General features: G+C 66.5%; 20 protein-coding genes. 6 read left to right on the top strand and 14 right to left on the bottom strand.

Features of this window, described 5'->3' with window-relative positions; all coding sequences use genetic code 11:
* On the bottom strand, positions 1–279 hold a 279-nt coding region (locus WBV89_RS07335; RefSeq protein ID WP_423980680.1), incomplete at its 3' end, for an ArsR/SmtB family transcription factor.
* A gap of 1,538 nt (positions 280–1,817) precedes the next feature.
* On the opposite strand from WBV89_RS07335, the gene WBV89_RS07330 reads away from it, so the two are divergent.
* Complete coding sequence (locus WBV89_RS07330; RefSeq protein WP_423980679.1) at positions 1,818–2,963, top strand: LPXTG cell wall anchor domain-containing protein; 1,146 nt, start codon at positions 1,818–1,820, stop codon at positions 2,961–2,963.
* Between the two features lie 131 nt (positions 2,964–3,094).
* On the opposite strand, the gene WBV89_RS07325 is transcribed toward WBV89_RS07330, so the two are convergent.
* From WBV89_RS07325 to WBV89_RS07305, 5 genes are all read right to left on the bottom strand, one after another.
* Complete coding sequence (locus WBV89_RS07325; protein ID WP_423980678.1) at positions 3,095–4,060, bottom strand: zinc-dependent peptidase; 966 nt, start codon at positions 4,058–4,060, stop codon at positions 3,095–3,097.
* A 47-nt stretch (positions 4,061–4,107) separates the two neighbouring features.
* The gene (locus WBV89_RS07320) at positions 4,108–5,811 is read right to left on the bottom strand and encodes an FAD-dependent oxidoreductase (protein ID WP_423980677.1); all 1,704 of its coding nucleotides are present in this window, start codon (positions 5,809–5,811) and stop codon (positions 4,108–4,110) included.
* Positions 5,812–5,854: 43 nt separating this feature from the next.
* Positions 5,855–6,862 (bottom strand): rhomboid family intramembrane serine protease, encoded by a 1,008-nt coding sequence (locus WBV89_RS07315; protein WP_423980676.1) that lies wholly within the window; start codon positions 6,860–6,862, stop codon positions 5,855–5,857.
* 125 nt (positions 6,863–6,987) lie between these two features.
* Positions 6,988–8,154 carry a cyclopropane fatty acyl phospholipid synthase gene (gene cfa, locus WBV89_RS07310; protein ID WP_423980675.1) on the bottom strand — a complete coding sequence of 389 codons (1,167 nt, stop codon included), beginning with the start codon at positions 8,152–8,154 and terminating at the stop codon, positions 6,988–6,990.
* A 169-nt stretch (positions 8,155–8,323) separates the two neighbouring features.
* Entirely contained in the window at positions 8,324–9,055 is a 732-nt protein-coding gene (locus WBV89_RS07305) for a YbhB/YbcL family Raf kinase inhibitor-like protein (protein WP_423980674.1), read from the bottom strand.
* 61 nt (positions 9,056–9,116) lie between these two features.
* On the opposite strand from WBV89_RS07305, the gene WBV89_RS07300 reads away from it, so the two are divergent.
* Positions 9,117–10,034, top strand: coding sequence for a PIG-L family deacetylase (locus tag WBV89_RS07300; RefSeq protein WP_423980673.1), 918 nt, complete (start codon positions 9,117–9,119; stop codon positions 10,032–10,034).
* On the top strand, positions 10,031–10,270 hold the full coding sequence (locus tag WBV89_RS07295) for a hypothetical protein (protein ID WP_423980672.1): 240 nt from the start codon (positions 10,031–10,033) through the stop codon (positions 10,268–10,270). Before WBV89_RS07300 ends, WBV89_RS07295 begins: the two co-directional genes overlap by 4 nt.
* A gap of 23 nt (positions 10,271–10,293) precedes the next feature.
* Here WBV89_RS07295 and WBV89_RS07290 read toward each other — a convergent pair whose 3' ends face one another.
* The 5 genes from WBV89_RS07290 to WBV89_RS07270 form a co-directional block, all read right to left on the bottom strand.
* Positions 10,294–11,127: a carbohydrate deacetylase gene (locus tag WBV89_RS07290; protein ID WP_423980671.1), complete on the bottom strand. Its 834-nt coding sequence runs from the start codon at positions 11,125–11,127 to the stop codon at positions 10,294–10,296.
* Positions 11,128–11,158: 31 nt separating this feature from the next.
* Positions 11,159–11,689, bottom strand: a complete 531-nt coding sequence (locus tag WBV89_RS07285) for a thermonuclease family protein (RefSeq protein WP_423980670.1) — start codon at positions 11,687–11,689, stop codon at positions 11,159–11,161.
* Positions 11,690–11,710: 21 nt separating this feature from the next.
* Positions 11,711–12,721 carry an adenosine deaminase gene (gene add, locus WBV89_RS07280; RefSeq protein WP_423980669.1) on the bottom strand — a complete coding sequence of 337 codons (1,011 nt, stop codon included), beginning with the start codon at positions 12,719–12,721 and terminating at the stop codon, positions 11,711–11,713.
* Positions 12,718–13,896 (bottom strand): steroid 3-ketoacyl-CoA thiolase, encoded by a 1,179-nt coding sequence (locus WBV89_RS07275; protein WP_423980668.1) that lies wholly within the window; start codon positions 13,894–13,896, stop codon positions 12,718–12,720. The genes add and WBV89_RS07275 overlap by 4 nt, the downstream gene beginning before the upstream one ends.
* A 92-nt stretch (positions 13,897–13,988) precedes the next feature.
* Positions 13,989–14,486, bottom strand: a complete 498-nt coding sequence (locus WBV89_RS07270; protein ID WP_423980667.1) for a peroxynitrite isomerase — start codon at positions 14,484–14,486, stop codon at positions 13,989–13,991.
* 35 nt (positions 14,487–14,521) lie between these two features.
* Between WBV89_RS07270 and nudC the strand changes: the two genes are divergently transcribed.
* Both nudC and WBV89_RS07260 read left to right on the top strand, forming a co-directional pair.
* A complete protein-coding gene (gene nudC, locus WBV89_RS07265) occupies positions 14,522–15,352 on the top strand; it encodes an NAD(+) diphosphatase (RefSeq protein WP_423980666.1) in 831 nt (276 codons plus the stop codon).
* On the top strand, positions 15,349–16,092 hold the full coding sequence (locus tag WBV89_RS07260) for a glucose 1-dehydrogenase (protein WP_423980665.1): 744 nt from the start codon (positions 15,349–15,351) through the stop codon (positions 16,090–16,092). Before nudC ends, WBV89_RS07260 begins: the two co-directional genes overlap by 4 nt.
* Before the next feature lie 21 nt (positions 16,093–16,113).
* On the opposite strand, the gene WBV89_RS07255 is transcribed toward WBV89_RS07260, so the two are convergent.
* Positions 16,114–16,461 (bottom strand): hypothetical protein, encoded by a 348-nt coding sequence (locus WBV89_RS07255; protein ID WP_423980664.1) that lies wholly within the window; start codon positions 16,459–16,461, stop codon positions 16,114–16,116.
* A 25-nt stretch (positions 16,462–16,486) separates the two neighbouring features.
* Positions 16,487–17,275 (bottom strand): SDR family oxidoreductase, encoded by a 789-nt coding sequence (locus tag WBV89_RS07250; protein ID WP_423980663.1) that lies wholly within the window; start codon positions 17,273–17,275, stop codon positions 16,487–16,489.
* A gap of 148 nt (positions 17,276–17,423) precedes the next feature.
* Between WBV89_RS07250 and WBV89_RS07245 the strand changes: the two genes are divergently transcribed.
* Positions 17,424–17,669: a hypothetical protein gene (locus WBV89_RS07245; protein ID WP_423980662.1), complete on the top strand. Its 246-nt coding sequence runs from the start codon at positions 17,424–17,426 to the stop codon at positions 17,667–17,669.
* A gap of 9 nt (positions 17,670–17,678) precedes the next feature.
* On the opposite strand, the gene WBV89_RS07240 is transcribed toward WBV89_RS07245, so the two are convergent.
* Positions 17,679–17,895: WS/DGAT domain-containing protein (locus tag WBV89_RS07240; protein ID WP_423980661.1), on the bottom strand; the 217-nt coding region annotated here is incomplete at its 5' end.

Here is a 17,895-nt window from a genome sequence, read left to right as displayed (position 1 = left end):
GGGTGCGGGGGCGATGGGCAGGCCGAGTGAGCGCAGGGGCACCCGGTCGAGACGCACGTACCTGCGCCGGCGATCACCCGAGGATCCGAAGCGTTCGATCAGGCCGACGCCGGACAGCACGTGGAGGTGGTGGGCGAGCAGGTTTCCCGGGATCGAGAGGCGCGCTGCGAGTTCGCTCGGTGCACGGTCGCTGACCGTCAGCTCGTCGACGATCGCCAACCGGGACGGATCAGCGAGTGCCGCGTGGATGCGAGCACGGATCTGTTGACCTGAATTCACGTCCCCCAGTATTCACTCATAACTGATTGATTCAATGACCCATGAGTGATTTTTGCTGATCGTTCATCTCGCGCCCCTCACCGTTCATCTCGCAGTCTCGTCGCTCATCGTCGAGCGTCGAAGCGGCCACCCGCAAGATGAGCGCCACCTGATAGTCTCACTGTTCACTTTGGGTTGAGGGTCGAAGTGAGGGGTGTCAGATCTCCTGCGCGTCGGAGATGCGAGCGGCTCGGAGCGGGTCTGCGCGATCAGTGGTAGAACATCACGGAATAAATGCGGTCACGAAGAATGAGTATGCAATACTATGAGCGGTCAGTCCCGGGCGGCTGATGTTCGGCGTTGGTCTTTGACCACACGACAACACAGGGAGACAGATCATGCGGAAACTGATAGCAGCGGGTCTCGTGGTGGGAACATTGGCGCTCCCGATCTCGACTCCCGCGTTTGCTGACGACGCGGAAGCTCCCGTGGAGTCCGTCGAAGCGCCGCCCGAGAACTCGACGACCACGACACAAGCGCCTGCTCCGCAACCGGAACCGGTGATCGACGAGGTCGTCGCACCTCCGGCTGCTCCTGACTCGACGTCGACGTCCACCTCGACCTCGACCTCGACCTCGACCTCGACTTCGACCTCGACTTCGACCTCGATTCCCGAACCGCTGGCGATCTCGGATTCGGACGCGTCGGATGCTCGACTCCCCAACATCGCGGACTTCCTCGGCGGCGTTCCGGTGTCCCCGCAGACCTCCGAGCGGCGGTCCCCGGCCGAGCAGACCCGTCCATGGACGCCGCCGACCTACCCGGATTCGACGGACGCCGAGTGTGTGCAGGAGAAGATCGACAAGCGAGTCTCGACATGGAGCAACGACAGCGGATGGTCCGCGTGGTCTGACTGGGGCGACTCACCGGTGTGGGACGACGGACGTGCGCGCACCGGACATCACAACTCGGCGTACCACGGCGACAATGGTGACGGGCACTTCGCCTACGTCGTCGTGGATCAGCGACCCATCACCGATGGTGATTGTGTTCCGCCGTGTTCGTCGGGCGGTGTGTCGATGCAGTCGTCGCGTGACGACGATGATCGCTCGGATGATGATTGTGTTCCGCCGTGCCCGTCGGATCGGGTGTCGATGCAGTCGTCGCGTGGCGACGATGATCGCTCGGATGATGATTGTGTTCCGCCGTGTCCGTCGGATGATCGTGACGACTGCGAACCGCCGTGTCCGTCGGATGATCGTGACGACTGCGAACCGCCGTGTCCGTCGGATGACCGTGATGATTGTGTCCCGCCGTGTCCGTCGGATGATCGTGACGACTGCGAACCGCCGTGTCCGCCCGGGTACTTCCGGCCCGGAGCGCCGGCAACACCGTCCGGCGCATCGGACTCGGGGCACAACCCGCCATCGGATTGTGTCCTCATCGTCAACTCGGGTGGTGCCGGTGTCACGTCGGTGTGCGCCTCGCCGCTCGATGGCACGTGGGAAGCAGTGGTGACGGTTTCGGCCAACTCGACCGACCCGTCGAACGAGGTCAGCATGACCATCAATGGTTCGGTGGTGGCCGATCAGGTCGTTCCGATCGTGAATCAGCAGTTCCTCTACAACGGGTTCGTCAGCGCCAGCGAGGACTTCGCCGTCCTCGCAACGTTCGATCGGGGCAACGGTCCGATCGGTGTGACGCTCACCGCGGAGGCACCGGACACCGATTGCCGTCCGGCTCCGCCGGTCTACCCGCCGACCGAGGTCGTGACCAACGGTACGTGTGAGACGGGCGACGCCACCGTGTTCGTGTCCGTGGAGACGACGACGTACGACGCGGTCTGGAATGAAGAAACCCTGCAGTGGGAGCCGGTGGCGAACCCGCCGACCGTGGTCGGCTTCGACCGCCCGCTGACCCAGGAGGAGCAGGCCGCGTGCCAGCCGCCGGCGAACGTTGAGGAGACCGAGTGGGTGGATGGCATCTACGAGTGTGGAGACACCGAGGTCGAGCAGACCCGCACGGTGACCACGACGCCGTACATCTACGTCGAAGGCCAAATTCCCGAGTGGGTGCTCGACACGGACAATGCCGTCAGTGTGGAGGAGACGCGGATCCGCCAGTTGAACGCAGACGAGATCACCGTCTGTCCCGTGCTGGAGTTCCAGGTCCTCGGCCCGGCGTGTGTCGGCAACATTCCCTACATCCGCTGGAATGTCTCCGGTGAGGGGTTCGACACGGCCCTTCCGTTGACGATCACCTTGAGTCAGGGTGCGAACGTGATCCAGACGATCGAGAACGCTCCCGCTCAGGGTCAGGTCATCTGGCCGGGCGCTTCCGCGAACCCGCCGGACTGGCCGGGCTGGAGGCTGAACGATGCCGGTGTCTGGGTCGAGGATCCGTCTGATGCGGTGCTTCGAGACGACATCACGGTGACCGCATCGGTGAATCCCGAGACGAGTGGGACGGTCAGCTATCCCGAAGCGACGTCGGAATGTGCGGATCCGCCGCCGACGCCGACGACGACGATGCCGGGCGTGACCACGACGGTGCCGGGCACGGACACGACCACGTCGACGACACCGAAGTCGACGTTGCCGGCGACAGGTGGCGATTCGATGAGCCTCGTCGTTCTCGCGTCGTTGATCTTGCTACTGGGTTCTGGTGCGGTGATCGTGACTCGTCGCCGCAAGTCGATCAGCTGATTCTGCGGGAATCTCCCATCGGTCCGGTTCGCCGGACTGGTGGGGGATTCTTCGCGTCCGCGCCTCGCGACATGCGGCTCACGTTCGCCGCAGACATCCAGTCGTCGTGATCCCAGGCCGCACGCGATCGGTCAAGTACTTTTGGACAGCGCTTCCTCGGAAGGAACCAAATGTCCAAGGATGTGAAACAGAACGGGGACGTCGAGGCCACCAACCCGGGTCGATTCCGTCGGGCGGTCGTCTACTGGGACGAACTCCTGCCCCGGATGTTGGGCGACGTTGCTGATCGTGATCGCGTCGGGTGAGATGCGAGACGCACAGGTCGTGTCACATCTCACCGGAGCGGGGTGCGGGAATCGCCGGGCGGGGTCCTGGCGGTAGAAGGTCCGCAGCTGTTCGTAGAGGTCGGGTTCGTGCATCACGAGGTCGTGCGGACGGTTGAAGAAGACCTCGGTGGCGACCGCGAAGAACTCGGCGGTGTTGGTCGCGGCGTACGCACGCAGGACCGAGTCGCCTGCGCTGACCCGCTCGAACGCCGGCGTGAACACGTCGGACCAGCGTCTCGTGGCCGACTCGCTCCCCAGCGGTGGGGTCCCGTCGGTGATCCCGTCGAGCATGTCGAGGCGGTGAGCGAACTCGTGGTAGACGACGTTCTGGCCCTGCTGCGGAGCGCGCGCCCCACGGCGCACTGCCGACCACGACAGCACGACCGGGCCCTTCGGGGTGGCCTGTCCCGCGAGATGCTGCGGTGCGTCGGACACCGTTCCGGCCGCTGCGCGATGGGTGCCGTTCAGCGTGACGGTCGACCGATGGACGATGATCGACGAGACGTCGAAGTACTCGTCGATCTCCAGCCCGAGCAACAGGATGCACGCCTGGGCGGCGATGATCACCCTGACGTCCTCGGTGAGGTCCATGCCTCGAGCCGCTTCCCAGTCGGTCTCGTGGAAGAAACGGGCGACGAGCATCCTCATCCGCTCGAGTTCGGACGCGGTCAGGGCGTTCCAGTGCGCGAAGTCCCGTTCGAGAACCGGCTCCCAGCGGTCGTCGAACAGCGCGGGAGTCGCGCCGAACCAACGGCGCAGTGTGCTCAGCATCGTCGGTCAGTCTCCGAATTCGATCGTTCTCATCGTGGTCGTCGTGGTCATCGCGGTGACACCAGCGTGTCGGCAGCGTTCTTGGTCGCCTCACTGGGATGCGGTCCGTCCCGAACGGCGTCCGGGACCCGGTCGTCACCGCCGAAGTACTCGGCGAGGCGCCGGTCCGCGTCGTCGGCGCCGAACAGGATCTCGGCGACCTCTCGGAGCCCGGCAGAGTTCTCGATGTCGCGATCGGACACGACCAGTTCGATCTTGGATCGTCGGCGCATGAAGTCCTCCAGCTTGGTGACCATCTCGGAGCGGGCCGCCTCGTGGAGCTCGATCCTGATGTAGTCGGCCGAGCCCATGATGTCCTCGGCCATCGCCGGTTCGCTCCGGATCGCGTCGAGCATCGCGAACGCGCGCCGTCCGTAGCGTCGCCAGAGCCGGTCGGAGAGCGGCTCGAGTTCGGGCTTCGACCGCAGGCGGTCGAGCTTCATCAAACGCGCCTGACGGAAGAACTCCTTGCGCGTCGCATTGGCTGGTTCGCCGTACCAGTTGTGCAGGTCTTTCTCGAGCGGGATCCCGATCGCCTCGATTTCGGCGGCGACCTCTTCACCGACGTTGAGGCAGTCGGTGAGCTTGCCACCGAAGATCGTGACGACCCGCTCGCGGTGGTCGGTCTCGATCGCGTGCTTGCGCGACAACTTCGTCCAGTCGACGTCGGTCTGATCTCCGCCGCCGGTCTTGACGACCAGCGGACGAACACCGCAGCGCTCGGCGATGACATCGTCGGTGGTCAGCGGCGTGTCGAGGTCCATCCGCGCGTTGATCTGCTCGAGCAGGAAGTCGACGTCGTCGGATGTGACCTCGGTGAACGGCGTGTCGACTCGGGTGTCGGTCGTGCCGATCACCGAACGCCGACCCATCGGGATCACGTAGAACAGTCGCTCGGTGTCGTCGTAGAAGGCGAGTACCTGGTCGTGGCGTTTGGTGGTCAGCCGAGGCACGACGAGGTGGATCCCCTTCGAGTACACGATGCGGTGGTCGGTGGTCATTCCCCAACCGCGGTTCGTCTCGTCGACGAACGGCCCGGCGGCATTGACGATCGAGCGTGCCGTCGTGAGGAACTCCTCGCCGGTGTCGACGTCGCGAAGGCGCGCGATCCATCGGTCACGGTGACGCACCGCCGACACCAGTTCGACGTAGTTCGCCGCAGCGGCGCCGGCTTCGATCGCCGACCGCACGAAGCTGAAGACGAACCGGGCGTCGTTGTCGATCAGAATCCCGTCGCGGTACTCGATGCCACCCGCCACCGTCGCGGTGTTGATCGCCGGCTCCTCCTGCTCGATCTGCTCGCGCGAGAGCAGGCGGGGCCGCCGCGTTCCGAACAGACCGATGAACCAGTAGCCCAGTGCACCGAAGGCTGCGAACCAAGGTGGGTACGGACCCTTCTCGTCGAGCGGGGCGTAGAACGGGATCTGCTTGATGTTGGCCCGGTACGACCGCATCAGGCGGTTGCGCGACTGGCAGAGCTTGAACACCAACCACAGCTCGTAGTTCTCGAGGTACTTGAACCCACCCCAGACGAGGTTCGACGACGCCTGGCTCGTGAAGTTGGCGAAGTCACCACGGTCGATCAGCGCCACGCTGGCGCCGCGCCCGGCGAGCGACGCAGCCGTCACCGCACCGTTGATTCCGCCACCCACGATCAGCGTGTCGAACGAGCCATCACGGATGCGGTCGATGTGCGTGGAGCGCAGCGCCATTGTCGAATTCTACGTCGGGGTTCGCCGAGCCGGGCCGGGCGACTCAGCCCGCAGCCATGACCGAGATCATGACCGAGGCGATGCCGACCACGACCGGCGTGGCGTACCTGGACCACTCGGGGATCTTCTTGTATCCGGGTGCCATCATCACGAACCCGCAGATCGAGCCGGCCACGAGACCACCGACGTGACCGCCGATCGAGATCCCGCCGATGAAGAACGTGAGCCCGAGGTTGATCAACAGGAGCGTGCCGATCTGGGTCTTGAACGGGTTGATCCCCTGTTGCCAGATGCCGACGGCGGCGGCGCCGAGGAGTCCGAAGACCGCACCGGACGCTCCGGCCGTGAACGCGTTCTGGTCGACCAATACGACGCCGGCCGATCCACCGAGGAGCGATGCGAAGTACAGCAGCAGGTACTTGCTGCGCCCGAGTTGCGGCTCGAGCATGTTGCCGAGGATGTACAGGAAGTACATGTTGAACGCCAGGTGGAGGATTCCGAAGTGCAAGAACCCGGACGTGACCAGCCGGTAGTAGTCGGTTCCGTCGGTGGTCGCGAGCGATCCGTCGGTCAAGGGATAGCGGAACGGCTCCCCGGCGATGAACTGGGCGTTGAGCGCGAACCGCCGCACGCCATCGGTGACCTCGCCGGCGAACGTCCCGGCGAGGTCGTACCAGAGGGCCAGACCGACGAAGACGGAGATGTTGATCGCGATCAGCGCGTAGGTGACGATCGCCGGCTTGCTCGCCTGCCAGTACTGGGCGCGCGTCTTGATGTCGGGTTTGGCCGCCTTGACGCAGTCGGAGCAGTGGCTTCCGACCGACACCTGATGCAGACAGTCGGCACATGCGGGCTTGCCGCAGCGCGTGCATCGCCGTCCCGTCGGACGGTTCGGGTGGCGGAAGCAGACGAGGTTCTCGGTGTCCGAGCGCGCATCGGGCGGCGAGGGGAGTGTGGGGGGCCTGCTCCCGTCACCTCCGGCGGCAGGCGGCGGAAGCGGTGGCGTCCGTGGCGGGTTGCCGGAGTCGGGTGGGGGAGGCGGCAGCGGCATCCGGTCAGGCTACCGACGTCTCGACACCGCTCTCCGGCGCCTCACGTGGCCCTCTCTGCGGCCGATCTCGTGAACGTGTCCGGCGCTCCGTGCGCGATCAGTTCACGAGATCGGCGGGTTGGGGTTCAGCGGATTCCGTCGGGGCGGTAGGGGCTGGCCAGGCCGTCGCGGGAGAACACGATCTGCCACAGGTGGATCGCGTTGGCGCGAAACGAGCCGGCTGACGAGAGCAGGTAGAAGTCCCACATCCGCCGGAACCGTTCGTCGTAGGCGGGCAACTCGTCCCACGCACCGCTGATGTTGGCGTACCAACTCATCAGCGTCCGGTCGTAGTCGGGTCCGAAGTTCTGCCAATCCTCGAGCACGAGGACATCCTCGGCGGCGCCGGTGATCTGAGCCGCCGACGGCAGCAGCGAGTTCGGGAAGATGTACCGGCCGATCCACGGGTCGGTCGCCGTGGACGAACGCTTCGTCCCGATCGTGTGCAGCAACGTGAGCCCGTCGGCGTCGCTCAGACACCGTCGCACCATTTGCATGTAGGTGCGGTAGTTCTTGGCCCCGACGTGTTCGAACATCCCGATCGAGTAGATCCGGTCGAACCGTTCGTCGAGGTCGCGGTAGTCCTGGATCCGGATGTCGATCGGGAGGTCCCGGCATCGATCTCGGGCGAGCGCAGCCTGCTCCTTGGAGACCGTGATCGCGACGACCTCGCAGCCGAACCGCTCGGCGAAGAACTGCGCCGCCCCACCCCATCCGCATCCGATGTCGAGCACCCGCATCCCGGGCTCGAGCCCGAGTTTGTTCCCGACGAGGGTCAACTTCGCCTCCTGGGCCTGCTCGAGGTCGTCCGCACGACGCCAGTATCCGCAGCTGTAGATCATCCGACGGTCGAGCATCCGCTCGTAGAGATCGTTGCCGATGTCGTAGTGGCGCTCGCCGACCTCGAACGCCCGTCGGGGGGATTGCAGGTTGCGAACCTTGGACTCCGCGGTCCGGAGCCAGGTGATCGGCGATGACAGCTTCCGGTCGATATCGAGGTGCCGTGCCCGCTCGACGAGCTGGTCGATCGCGTCGCACTCCCACCACCCGTCCATGTAGCTCTCGCCGAGCCCCAGGGTCCCGGTGCTGAGCACCCGCCGGAGCGTTCGCTCGTCGTGGATCCGGATGTCCCACGGTCGGTCGCCGTCGAGGCGGATGTCGGCGTGCTCGACGAGACGCTCCACATACCCCCGCAAGCGTGAGGGTTCCGAAACTCTCGAGACCGATTCTCGTGTGACCGTCGATGTGCTCATCGGAGCGCCACTCCGAGTGAGTCGAAGCCGACGGCGGTGATGAGTGACGAGCCCTGCGATCCGGGCATGAGGTTCTCCTCCCTGAGCTGGGCCGAAAACGCGTCGCCTGGTCGGGCGCCGACGCTCGGCCGATCCGTTGCCCGACAAAATAGTCGGTTGGCTCAGGTGGTCAGCGCGTGACGGTGCCGGCGTTGCTCGCGGACCCGATCGAGACGGTCTCGATCAGGTCGAGCACCTGGGCTGCGGGCGTCTCCTCCGCCACTTCGAGCTGCTGGCCCACCGCCACGACCGTGACCGTGTACGTGCTCGTCGAACCGGGGTTCGGACACGGGCCGGTGTACCCCACGTCGCCGAAGAAGTTGATCGCCTGGACGGCGCCGGGAGGGACTTCGTTCTCCTCGAGAGCGTCGATGTCCGGGGCGATCCCGGCCATCACCCAGTGGATGAAGGGGCGACCCTGGCTGATGTCGGACTCGTCGACCATCACGACCGCGAGTTCTTGGGTGCCATCGGGAATCCCACTCCACGAGATCGCGGGCGCACCGTTGCTCCCGTCACACGTGTAGCGCAGCTCGATCTCGTCGCCATCTCCCCACGGCGTCACCAGATCGAGGTCGATGGTCTCCGCCTCGACGACCTCGAATTCGCCGGAGCCCGCAGGATCTGCTCCCGACGATCCCGGAAGGGTGTCGAACGACGACGGGGCCGCTGTGCTCGCGTCGATGGCCTCGGTGGGAATCGGAGCGGTGTCCGGCGGGGGCAGCGTGGTGGGTGCGGTCGGATCACGCAGGGTCGTGCCGTCGCCCGTGTCGCAGGCGCCGAGCGCAAGGATGCCGATGACGGAACAGGCGGCGAGGATGCGGAACCGTGGCGGCCGATCGACCGCGGGGGAAGGACTCACGGGAGGCGAGCGTACGCCGTCGGCGGCGTCCTGCCAGGTCGACCTCGGTAACCTCGACCGGGTGTCCGACGTGAACCTCCCGCTGACCGTTCTCACCGTCCATGCGCATCCCGACGACGAAGCGTCGAAGGGAGCACCAACTCTCGCCAAGTACAAGGCCGAGGGAGCGAAGACGGTGCTCGTGTGCGCCACGGGCGGTGAGGAGGGCGACCTGCACAATCCGACGCTGCGCGAGGAGGGCCAACCGTTCCACGGGATGACCCCTGACGAGGAGAAGCAACTCGTCGTCTCGATGCGCGCTGCCGAGCTTGCAGCGTCCGCCGAGGTGATCGGCTTCGATGAGGTCGTGATGCTCGGATATCGCGACTCCGGCATGGCCGACACCGAGCCGAACGCGAACCCGGACTGCTTCCATCAGGCCGATCTCGACGAGGCCGTCGGGAGACTGGTCGCCGTGATCCGCCGTGTGCGGTCGCAGGTGATCATCACGTACGGCGACGACCAGAAGGGGTATCCGCACCCCGATCACCTGAAGGTGCACGACATCTCGGTGCTCGCCTTCGACCGTGCCGGAGATCCCGACTGGTATCTCGATGCCGGTGAGCCCTTCGAGCCGTCGAAGCTCTACTACGCCGTGTGGGCGAAGGCTCGGATCCTGGCCGTCCACGAGGCGATGTTGAAGTACACCGGTGAGTCCCCGTTCACGGAGGAATGGCTCGCCCGCGAGGGTCAAGACCACCGCATCACCACGAAGATCGACGTCGGTGACTTCCAGTGGGCTCGAACCGGGGCGCTCCGGGCCCACGCGACACAGGTCGACCCCACGGCCGGCTTCTGGTTCGGTCTCGACGACGCACAGTTGTCCGAGACCTATCCGTGGGAGGACTGGATCCTGGCGCGCAATCGGGTCGGGTCGATCCCCGAGGATGACAGCGAGCGGGATCTGTTCGCCGGTGTGCGTGCGACGGTGACGTCGTGAGCACCGTCCAGTACCGCGTCGTCGTTGCGAAGAAGGACGAACGCATCGACGGACCCGATGACGCAGACATCGTCGTGACCGTGCCGATCGTCGACGCAGCGGCGGACGGTTTCGACCCGACCGTGGCGTTCATGCGCGGCAAACTGAAAGCTGCCGGGCACGCCGGCGAAGTCCTGGAACTCTTGAAGTCGGGCGAGGCAGCGACGGCGATCGCCGGCCTCGTGACCACCGCCTGATCAGGCGAGTCTGCGCCGCTCGGTCACGCACGCATTGCGTCGCGCAGGTCACGGAAGCCGATCATCACGGCTCCAGCGGCATCGAGCGCAGAGCGGAGTTCGTCGCTGCGCGTGAGTTCGAGGTCGCTGATCCATCCGTCGGCGAGCGTGCCGGCGAAGGCGCGCACCTCGGGAGTGTCGATCGCCGGTTGCACGTGGATCTCGGTGACGCCGGGTTGCAGGTTGGCGACCGCGTCGAGGACGCGAGCGCGACTGCCCGGTCGCCAGTCGTGGTCGAAGTGATCCGGGAACAACACGCCTTCCTCTGCGGCGAGCTTCCGGAATGGGAAGCCGGCCTGCTCGGCGGTGATCGTCGACGGCAACCGGATGGGCAGGCGGTATTCGACGGCCAGTTCGATGTAGACGTCGAAGAACTCGGGCCGGAGAGTGATCGCAGAGAGATGCGGCGCGAGGTGGGTCACGTCGACCCCCCACACCTTCGCCCGCTCGACCTGGGCACGCAACTCGCGCAGCACCTCGTCCGGATCGGCGTGTTCCCACAGATCCTCGAGCGTGCGCGGAAAGCCACCTTCACCGGACTGGAGTGAGGGGGCGTAGGTGACCGGTCCCCAGCGATAGCACCCGTGTTCGGAGTTGAGGGTGAGGTGCACGCCGATGTCATCGCCCGGGGAGACGTTGTTCGCCGCGTGACATGCCCACGGGGCGGGCACCATCAGCGATGCACACGTGGCGTGGCCGTCGTGGAGGGCGGCGAACACACCTTCGTTCGACGCGTGGCTGGCGCCGAGGTCGTCGCACGAGAGAATCACCAGCTTCGTGTCGGCGGGATGGCCGAGTCGTTCGACGAGCGAGGTCACACCCCGAACCTTAACGGCGTGCGGGTGCGGCTCACCGGGGTCGGTCCGCGCACTCGGCCCAGAGCCCGATGTCGTCCTGCTCGGCCATCCGCGCCGCCTCGACGAAGACATCGGCATACGCCGTGTTGGGCGCGATCGAGAGTGGCTGGGCAAACCCCTTCCGGACGATCTCGTCGTTGACGAACAACCCGTCGTCTGCGCGGTAGAGGTATCCGAGCAGGCGCCCGTAGTCGTCGCGGCCCACGATGTCACGTTCGATGTAGAGCTCCGTCCCGACGGGAAGCAGTTGTTCGGTGAACGAGCTCGCCTCGGGCCCAAAGCACTCGATCGGCGAATTCGGCTTCTTCGTCTCGGGGGTGTCGATCCCGATCAAGCGGACGCGTTCCTCACGTCCATCGATGATCACGTCGACCGTGTCGCCGTCGACGACGTCGTCGACCGCGGCGTTCGCCTCGATCGAATCGGCCCGATCGGTCGAGGCGGCCGGTTCGCTCGGCGTGTCACAGGCGACGACCGCCGCGGCGAGCAGGGCCGAAGCCGTCCCGATGCGGACAGGAGTCACCGTGTCGTTCTACCGCCGTGGTCAGGAATGGGAACGTTCGTACGCGTCGAGTTCCTCGACGATGCGACGGCGCACCGGAGCATCGGCGAATGAGGCGTCGAGGGCGCTGCGTTGGAGCCGGAGGTGCATGTCGTCGTCGATGCCGAGCTCCGAGGCGATCGACAACTCGGTCATCAGGTCGGTGTCGAACCAACCGGGGTCATCGGTGTTGATCGACACGCGCAGGCCCGCCTCGATCATCTGGGGGAGTGGATGCTGCTCGATGTCCGCGACGACTCCGAGCAGTTCGTTCGAAGTCGGACACACCTCGCAGAGGATCCCCTCGTCTGCGACGCGTGCGGTGAGCTCGGTGTCCTCGAGGATGCGCACTCCGTGGCCGATGCGTTCGGCCCGGAGCAACTCGACCGCCTGGAAGACGCTGTCGGCTCCTTCGGTCTCGCCCGCATGGGGCACCGAGTGCAGACCGAGTGCCCGGGCGCGGGCGAAATGGTCGGCGTACGGGCCGGCGGGGAATCCGACCTCGTATCCACCGAGCCCGATCGCGACGAGCCCGGCGGGGGTGAGTCCCGACTCGAGATAGTCGATCGTGTCGGTCTGGTCGGGCGCCTCGAGGTCGCGCGGGATGTCGATCACCCAACCGATGTCGACTCCGCGAGCGGCGGCGCGGCGGCGCCCCTCGTCGAGACCGTCCCGATACACCTCGCGCGCCATGCCGCCGACGTGGAGGTGGCTGTATGCCGTCGTGGTCAACTCGACGTAGCGGACGTTCTGCTCGGCGAGCGTCGTGGCGAGGTCGGCGGTGACGGTCGCGAGGTCCTCCTCGTTGCGCAACAACGACAGACCGAAGAGGTACTGACGGCCGAAGTCGGGGAAGTCGCTGAAGGAGAAGCGGTCCGGGATGTCGCCCGACCACACCGCAGACCAGTCGGGTCGGTGCCGCGCGGCGAGGGCCTTGACCGTCGCCGAGGACATCGAGCCTTCGAGATGACAGTGCAGCTCGACCTTGGGTACGTCGAGCAGCGAGCCGGTCACATCCGTTCGATCAACGTGCCGGTCCCGAGTCCGCCACCACAGCACATCGAGACGAGACCGTACTGACCACCGGTGCGTTCGAGCTCGTACAACGCCTTGGTGAGCAGGAATGCTCCCGTGCCACCGAGTGGGTGACCGAGGGCGATCGCGCCGCCGTTCGGGTTGGTCTTCTCGAGATCGGCTCCGGTCTCCTTCGCCCAGGCGAGCACGACCGACGCAAAGGCCTCGTTGATCTCGAAGACGTCGATATCGTCGATCGACATCTCGTTGCGTTCGAGAAGGCGCTGCGTGGCATCGATCGGACCGGTGAGCATCAGCACCGGATCGGTCCCGACGAGGCAGCTGTCGACGATGCGCGCCTTCGGGGTCAGCCCCAGCTCGGCGGCCTTCTCCTCGGTCATCATGAGGAGTGCAGCGGCACCGTCGGAGATCTGGGACGCGTTGCCTGCGGTGTGAACCCCGTTCTCACGGGCGACCGGCTTCAGGGTGGCGAGCTTCTCGATGCTCGTCTCGCGCAGGCCTTCGTCGCGGCTGACCGTGTGGGTGGTTCCGGTCGGCTTGCCGTCCTCGTCCACATCGGGAGCCTCGACCGTGATGTACTGCCCGGCGAAGCGGTCCTCTTCCCACGCCCGGATCGCACGCTCCTGCGAGGCGAGGCCGAACGCGTCGGTGTCCTCGCGGGTGATCTCCCACTTGTCGGCGATGCGCTCGGCACCTTCGAACTGCGAGGTCATCTCGTACTGGTCGAAGTACGGCGGTGGGATCGGTACGCCCAATCCGAGCTGCTTGGCGCCGCTCGCACCGATCGGGACCCTGCTCATCGCCTCGACACCACACGCGACCGCGACGTCGACGACGCCCGAGCCGACCAGCGACGCGGCGAGACCGGTGGCCTGCTGGCTCGATCCGCACTGGGTGTCGACGGTCGTGGCGGCCGTGGTGAGCGGAAGTCCCGCACCGAGCCAGGCCGTCCGAGTGATGTTGAAGGCCTGCTCGCCGGCTTGGCTGACGCAGCCACCGACGACCTGCTCGACCTCTGCGGGATCGATCCCCGTGCGCTCGACGAGGGCCTTGAGGACGAGACCGAGGGTCTCGCCCGGGTGCATGGTGGACAGGCCGCCGTTGCGCTTCCCGATGGGAGTGCGGACGGCATCGACGATCACGACATTTGACATGCGCTCGACGCTACGCAACCCGGGGTCCGTCCGCGAAGTCCGCCGCCGGTACCGACGAAAATGAGCGTTGGTGCCTGGCACCGACGCGCAGGTCAGGGGGTGCGGTGGAGGGTGGCGCTGAGATGATGCGTCAGCGGTTGGCCGACGGCGGCCATGCGCATCGTGTAGCGCAGGATGTCACCGGTCACCTCGAAGGTCCGCTCGGTGCGCGTGACCTCCTTGGCAGTGGACGCCGAGGCGATCGTCAACGATCGGACGTCGACGATCATCGTGTCGGTGGGGCCAGCGCTGTTCGGCGCCGCGAAACCCTCCAGCACCTCGGTGATTCCGGTGGGATGGACGACGACGATCTCGGCCAGCCCCTCGCTCGGGACGCGCCAGTAGGCCATCTCGGCGTGGAGCGGGCGACCGTCGTCGACGGCGGCGGTCCGCTGCTGGTATGCGAGGAACGGCTTGCCGACGTGGCCGAACGTGACCGTCTCCTCGTAGTCGAACGTCTCGATCGTCGGGTACTCGCCCGTGCCCCGTCCACTCCACGTGCCGAGCAGGGGAGCGAGGATGGCGACACTCGGATGCAACGACACGCTCATGCACCGATCGTATGCGGCGTGCTACAGATGTCGGCGTGAACGTAGAACTCGGTCTGCTGTCGATGAACACCGCAACGCTGTATCAGGCGCTGAACGCAGTACCGAGCACGTTCGCGGGTGAACACCGGTACGTGCACGTGATCGGGTCGACGGTGTTCATCGACGACCGGCCCGACGACGACAGTTGGACGCAACACTTCGTCGGGATCGTGGACGGCGTCGGATGGTGGGCGGTCGACGTCCCCGCCGAATCGCCCGACCCGTCGTACGGCGCTGCCGTCGATCTGCGGAACTACTTCGGAGTCGCGACGCCAGCGGAGTGGCTCGCCGCGGGACGCGCCGTCCAGACCGCCGAATGGGCGCGGACCCACCGATTCTGTGGACGATGTGCGACACCGACCGAGCCGGCCCCCGGGGAGCGGGGGCTGAGGTGTCCCGCGTGCGGACAGCTCGCCTACCCCCGTGTGGCACCCGCGATGATCACGCTGGTGACACGCGGTCCCGCCGGACCGGACCAGGAGGCGCTGCTGGCGCGAGGCGTCAACTTCCCGATTCCGATGTACTCGTGCCTCGCAGGATTCGTCGAGCCTGGTGAGGATCTCGAGGGGTCGGTCGTGCGCGAGGTGCGCGAGGAGGTCGGACTCGATGTCGACGCGGTCCGGTACGTCGGCAGCCAGCCGTGGCCCTTCCCGCACAGCCTGATGGTCGGATTCCGGGCGAACTACGTCGGCGGCGAGATCGCCTGTCAGGAGGAGGAGATCCTCGACGCGAACTGGTATCGCAAGGGCGACCTGCCGCTCACGCCACCGGAGATCTCGATCGCCGGCAAGATCATCAACGCCTGGGTCGCGGAATCGTCGCGATGAGCAACGTGATCCTGGTGACGGGCGGCGGGCGCGGCATCGGTCGGGCCACGTGTCTGCGGGCCGCTGGTGCGGGATACGACGTGGTGGTCAACTGGACGCGCGACCGGGCCGCTGCCGACACGACGGTCGAGCGATGCGAAGCGCTCGGGGCTCGAGCAATCGCGGTCCGAGCAGATGTGTCCGACGAATCGGCGGTCCGGGCGATGTTCGACGAGGCCCAGGGGTTCGGGAAACTGCGCGTGCTCGTCAACAACGCCGGCATCGTCGCGCCACAGATGCGTTTCGACGAGATGTCGGTGGACCGATGGCGTCAGTTGATCGACGTCAACATCGTGGGCGCCTTCCTCTGCGCACGCGAGGCGATCCGGCGGATGTCGACCCGCCTGGGAGGGGACGGTGGCGTGATCGTCAACGTCTCGTCGGCTGCCGCCTACCTGGGAAGCCCGGGCGAGTACGTCGACTACGCGGCGTCGAAGGCGGCGATCGACACGCTCACGATCGGACTCGGCAAGGAACTCGCCGAGGACGGCATTCGGGTCAACGCGGTCCGACCCGGTGTGATCACGACCGAGATCCACGCCAGCGGTGGCGAGCCGGAACGTGCTCAGCGGGTCGCACCGTCGGTCCCGATGCGCCGTCCGGGCGAGCCGGACGAGGTTGCAGCGGCCGTGATGTGGCTCGCGTCGGACGAGGCCTCGTACATCACGGGAACGACGTTGGACTGCTCCGGCGGTCGATAGCGATCTGTCGACGACGCGCGGTCATTCGTCGAACAGCGTCGGCTCGCTCCGGCGGATCGTGACGTGCCGCCCCGGCTTCTCGGTCGGCTGCGGAGCCGGCTCGAACAACTCGAGCTGCTCCCACGTGATCGCCACGTCGCTGACGACCTGCCAGCGCAGCCGGCCGTACGGTCCCGGGCGGCGGATCTCGACGCGTTCGGCCCGCAGGGAGCGCGCCGATCCATCGGGATCGCGGAGCGCGACGCTGCCGTCGGTTTCGACCCCTTCGACCTTGCCGACGATGTATCTGCCCTTGTCGTTGCGCTTGAATCGGATCGCTTCGCCCGGTCGGAGTCCCAGGCGAGCCAGCGCGGACGCTGATCGGTACACGCTCGCTCCGGTCGGACGACGATCGTCAGCCTTGCTGGACGCGCCGTTGGAGCTTGCGCATGCCTCCGAGCCATCGGTCCGGGTCGGTCGCCTTGAACTGCATGAAGTCGGCGACCTCGGGGTGGGGGAGGACGAAGAACGTCTCGGCTTCGATGGTGTCGGCGACCTGCTCCGCGACGTCGTCGGGTTCGAGGACCGCACCGGCGACCTTGACCACGTTGTTGCCCGAGATCGGGTCGTCCCCACCGTGCAGCATCTCGGTGTTGACGCCCTGCGGACACAGGCAGGTGACCTTGATCCCGGCATCGCCGTAGGTGATCGACATCCACTCGGCGAAGGCAACCGCAGCGCGCTTCGTCATCGTGTAGGGGCCGGATCCGATCTGCGCGAGCAGTCCTGCCGCCGACGCTGTGGAGCAGAAGTACCCGTCGCCACGCTCGAGCCATTCCGGCATCAGATACTTGGCCGCCCAGCGGTGAGCGTGCACGTTCACGTCGAACGCGGTGTTCCAGACGTCCTCGGTCGTGTCGGCGAGCGTGGTGCCGTTGCCCACGCCGGCATTCGCGAAGAACAGGTCGATCGGTCCGAACGCGTCGCGGGACTGCTCGACGAGCTGTCGATTGCCCTCCTCGGTGGACACGTCGGCGACGATGCCGATCACCCGGTCGCCCCCGATCGCAGCGGCGGCGTCCGCCGCGCCCGCGACATCGGCGAGCACGACGTTGGCGCCGCGAGCGTGGAAGGCGCGCGCCAGCGCGGCACCGATGCCGCGTCCCGCTCCGGTCACGACGGTGTTCTTTCCCTGAAGGTCCATCGCGGCATCGTAGGGGGTCGCTCGCCGTCCGACCGTGTGCGATGACACCCGCGCGGGCGCTGCTCGTTGGATGACAGTCGTGACGGCTCTGTGAACTTCGACGCCCGTGGCGCGCCGCACCCGTCCCGGACGGGTACCGTGAAGGTCAATGACAGATCAGCAGAACGTCACCGACGGCATCACGAACGAGGCGGCGAGCAATGACGCCGTCCTCAACGAGGCGCTCGGAGTGATCGACGGCGCCCTGGCGAAGATGATGCAACGCGATCTGGTGTCGACGGGCGAGGTCGCTGACCTCCTGCTCGACGTGCGCACCTTGTTGACCGATGTTCATCTCCCGACGGCCGCGGTCGAGATCAGCGACATCGAGCCGGCGACCCCCGAACTCGCCTGAGCGCCTTCGTCACCCGGCGAAGGCGATGAGGTCGTCGGTCGCGTCCGCGATGAACCTCCTGAGCATGGCCGGCTCCGTCACGGCGGCGCGATCGGTGTTGAGTCCCATGTCGAGGCGTCCCTCGTAGCTGAGCAGCGTGAGGTTGAACGCGACTCCGGCGAGCGGACCGATCGCGTTGTTGCTGAGCAGTCGTGCACCTGCGACGAACATCGGCACCGGCGAGCCC

The organism is Ilumatobacter sp. (genome assembly GCF_049588435.1).
Lineage (GTDB): Bacteria > Actinomycetota > Acidimicrobiia > Acidimicrobiales > Ilumatobacteraceae > Ilumatobacter_A.
This window is presented reverse-complemented; position numbering and strand designations above follow the sequence as displayed.

Coding starts and splice junctions, on each gene's coding strand:
- WBV89_RS07320 (WP_423980677.1), bottom strand. CDS start 5,811: ATGGCGCTGCGCTCCACGCACATCGACCGCATCCGTGATGGCTCGTTC.
- WBV89_RS07330 (WP_423980679.1), top strand. CDS start 1,818: ATGACCATCAATGGTTCGGTGGTGGCCGATCAGGTCGTTCCGATCGTG.
- WBV89_RS07270 (WP_423980667.1), bottom strand. CDS start 14,486: ATGAGCGTGTCGTTGCATCCGAGTGTCGCCATCCTCGCTCCCCTGCTC.
- WBV89_RS07260 (WP_423980665.1), top strand. CDS start 15,349: ATGAGCAACGTGATCCTGGTGACGGGCGGCGGGCGCGGCATCGGTCGG.
- WBV89_RS07245 (WP_423980662.1), top strand. CDS start 17,424: ATGACAGATCAGCAGAACGTCACCGACGGCATCACGAACGAGGCGGCG.
- cfa (WP_423980675.1), bottom strand. CDS start 8,154: ATGAGCACATCGACGGTCACACGAGAATCGGTCTCGAGAGTTTCGGAA.
- WBV89_RS07325 (WP_423980678.1), bottom strand. CDS start 4,060: ATGCTGAGCACACTGCGCCGTTGGTTCGGCGCGACTCCCGCGCTGTTC.
- WBV89_RS07315 (WP_423980676.1), bottom strand. CDS start 6,862: ATGCCGCTGCCGCCTCCCCCACCCGACTCCGGCAACCCGCCACGGACG.
- WBV89_RS07275 (WP_423980668.1), bottom strand. CDS start 13,896: ATGTCAAATGTCGTGATCGTCGATGCCGTCCGCACTCCCATCGGGAAG.
- WBV89_RS07250 (WP_423980663.1), bottom strand. CDS start 17,275: ATGGACCTTCAGGGAAAGAACACCGTCGTGACCGGAGCGGGACGCGGC.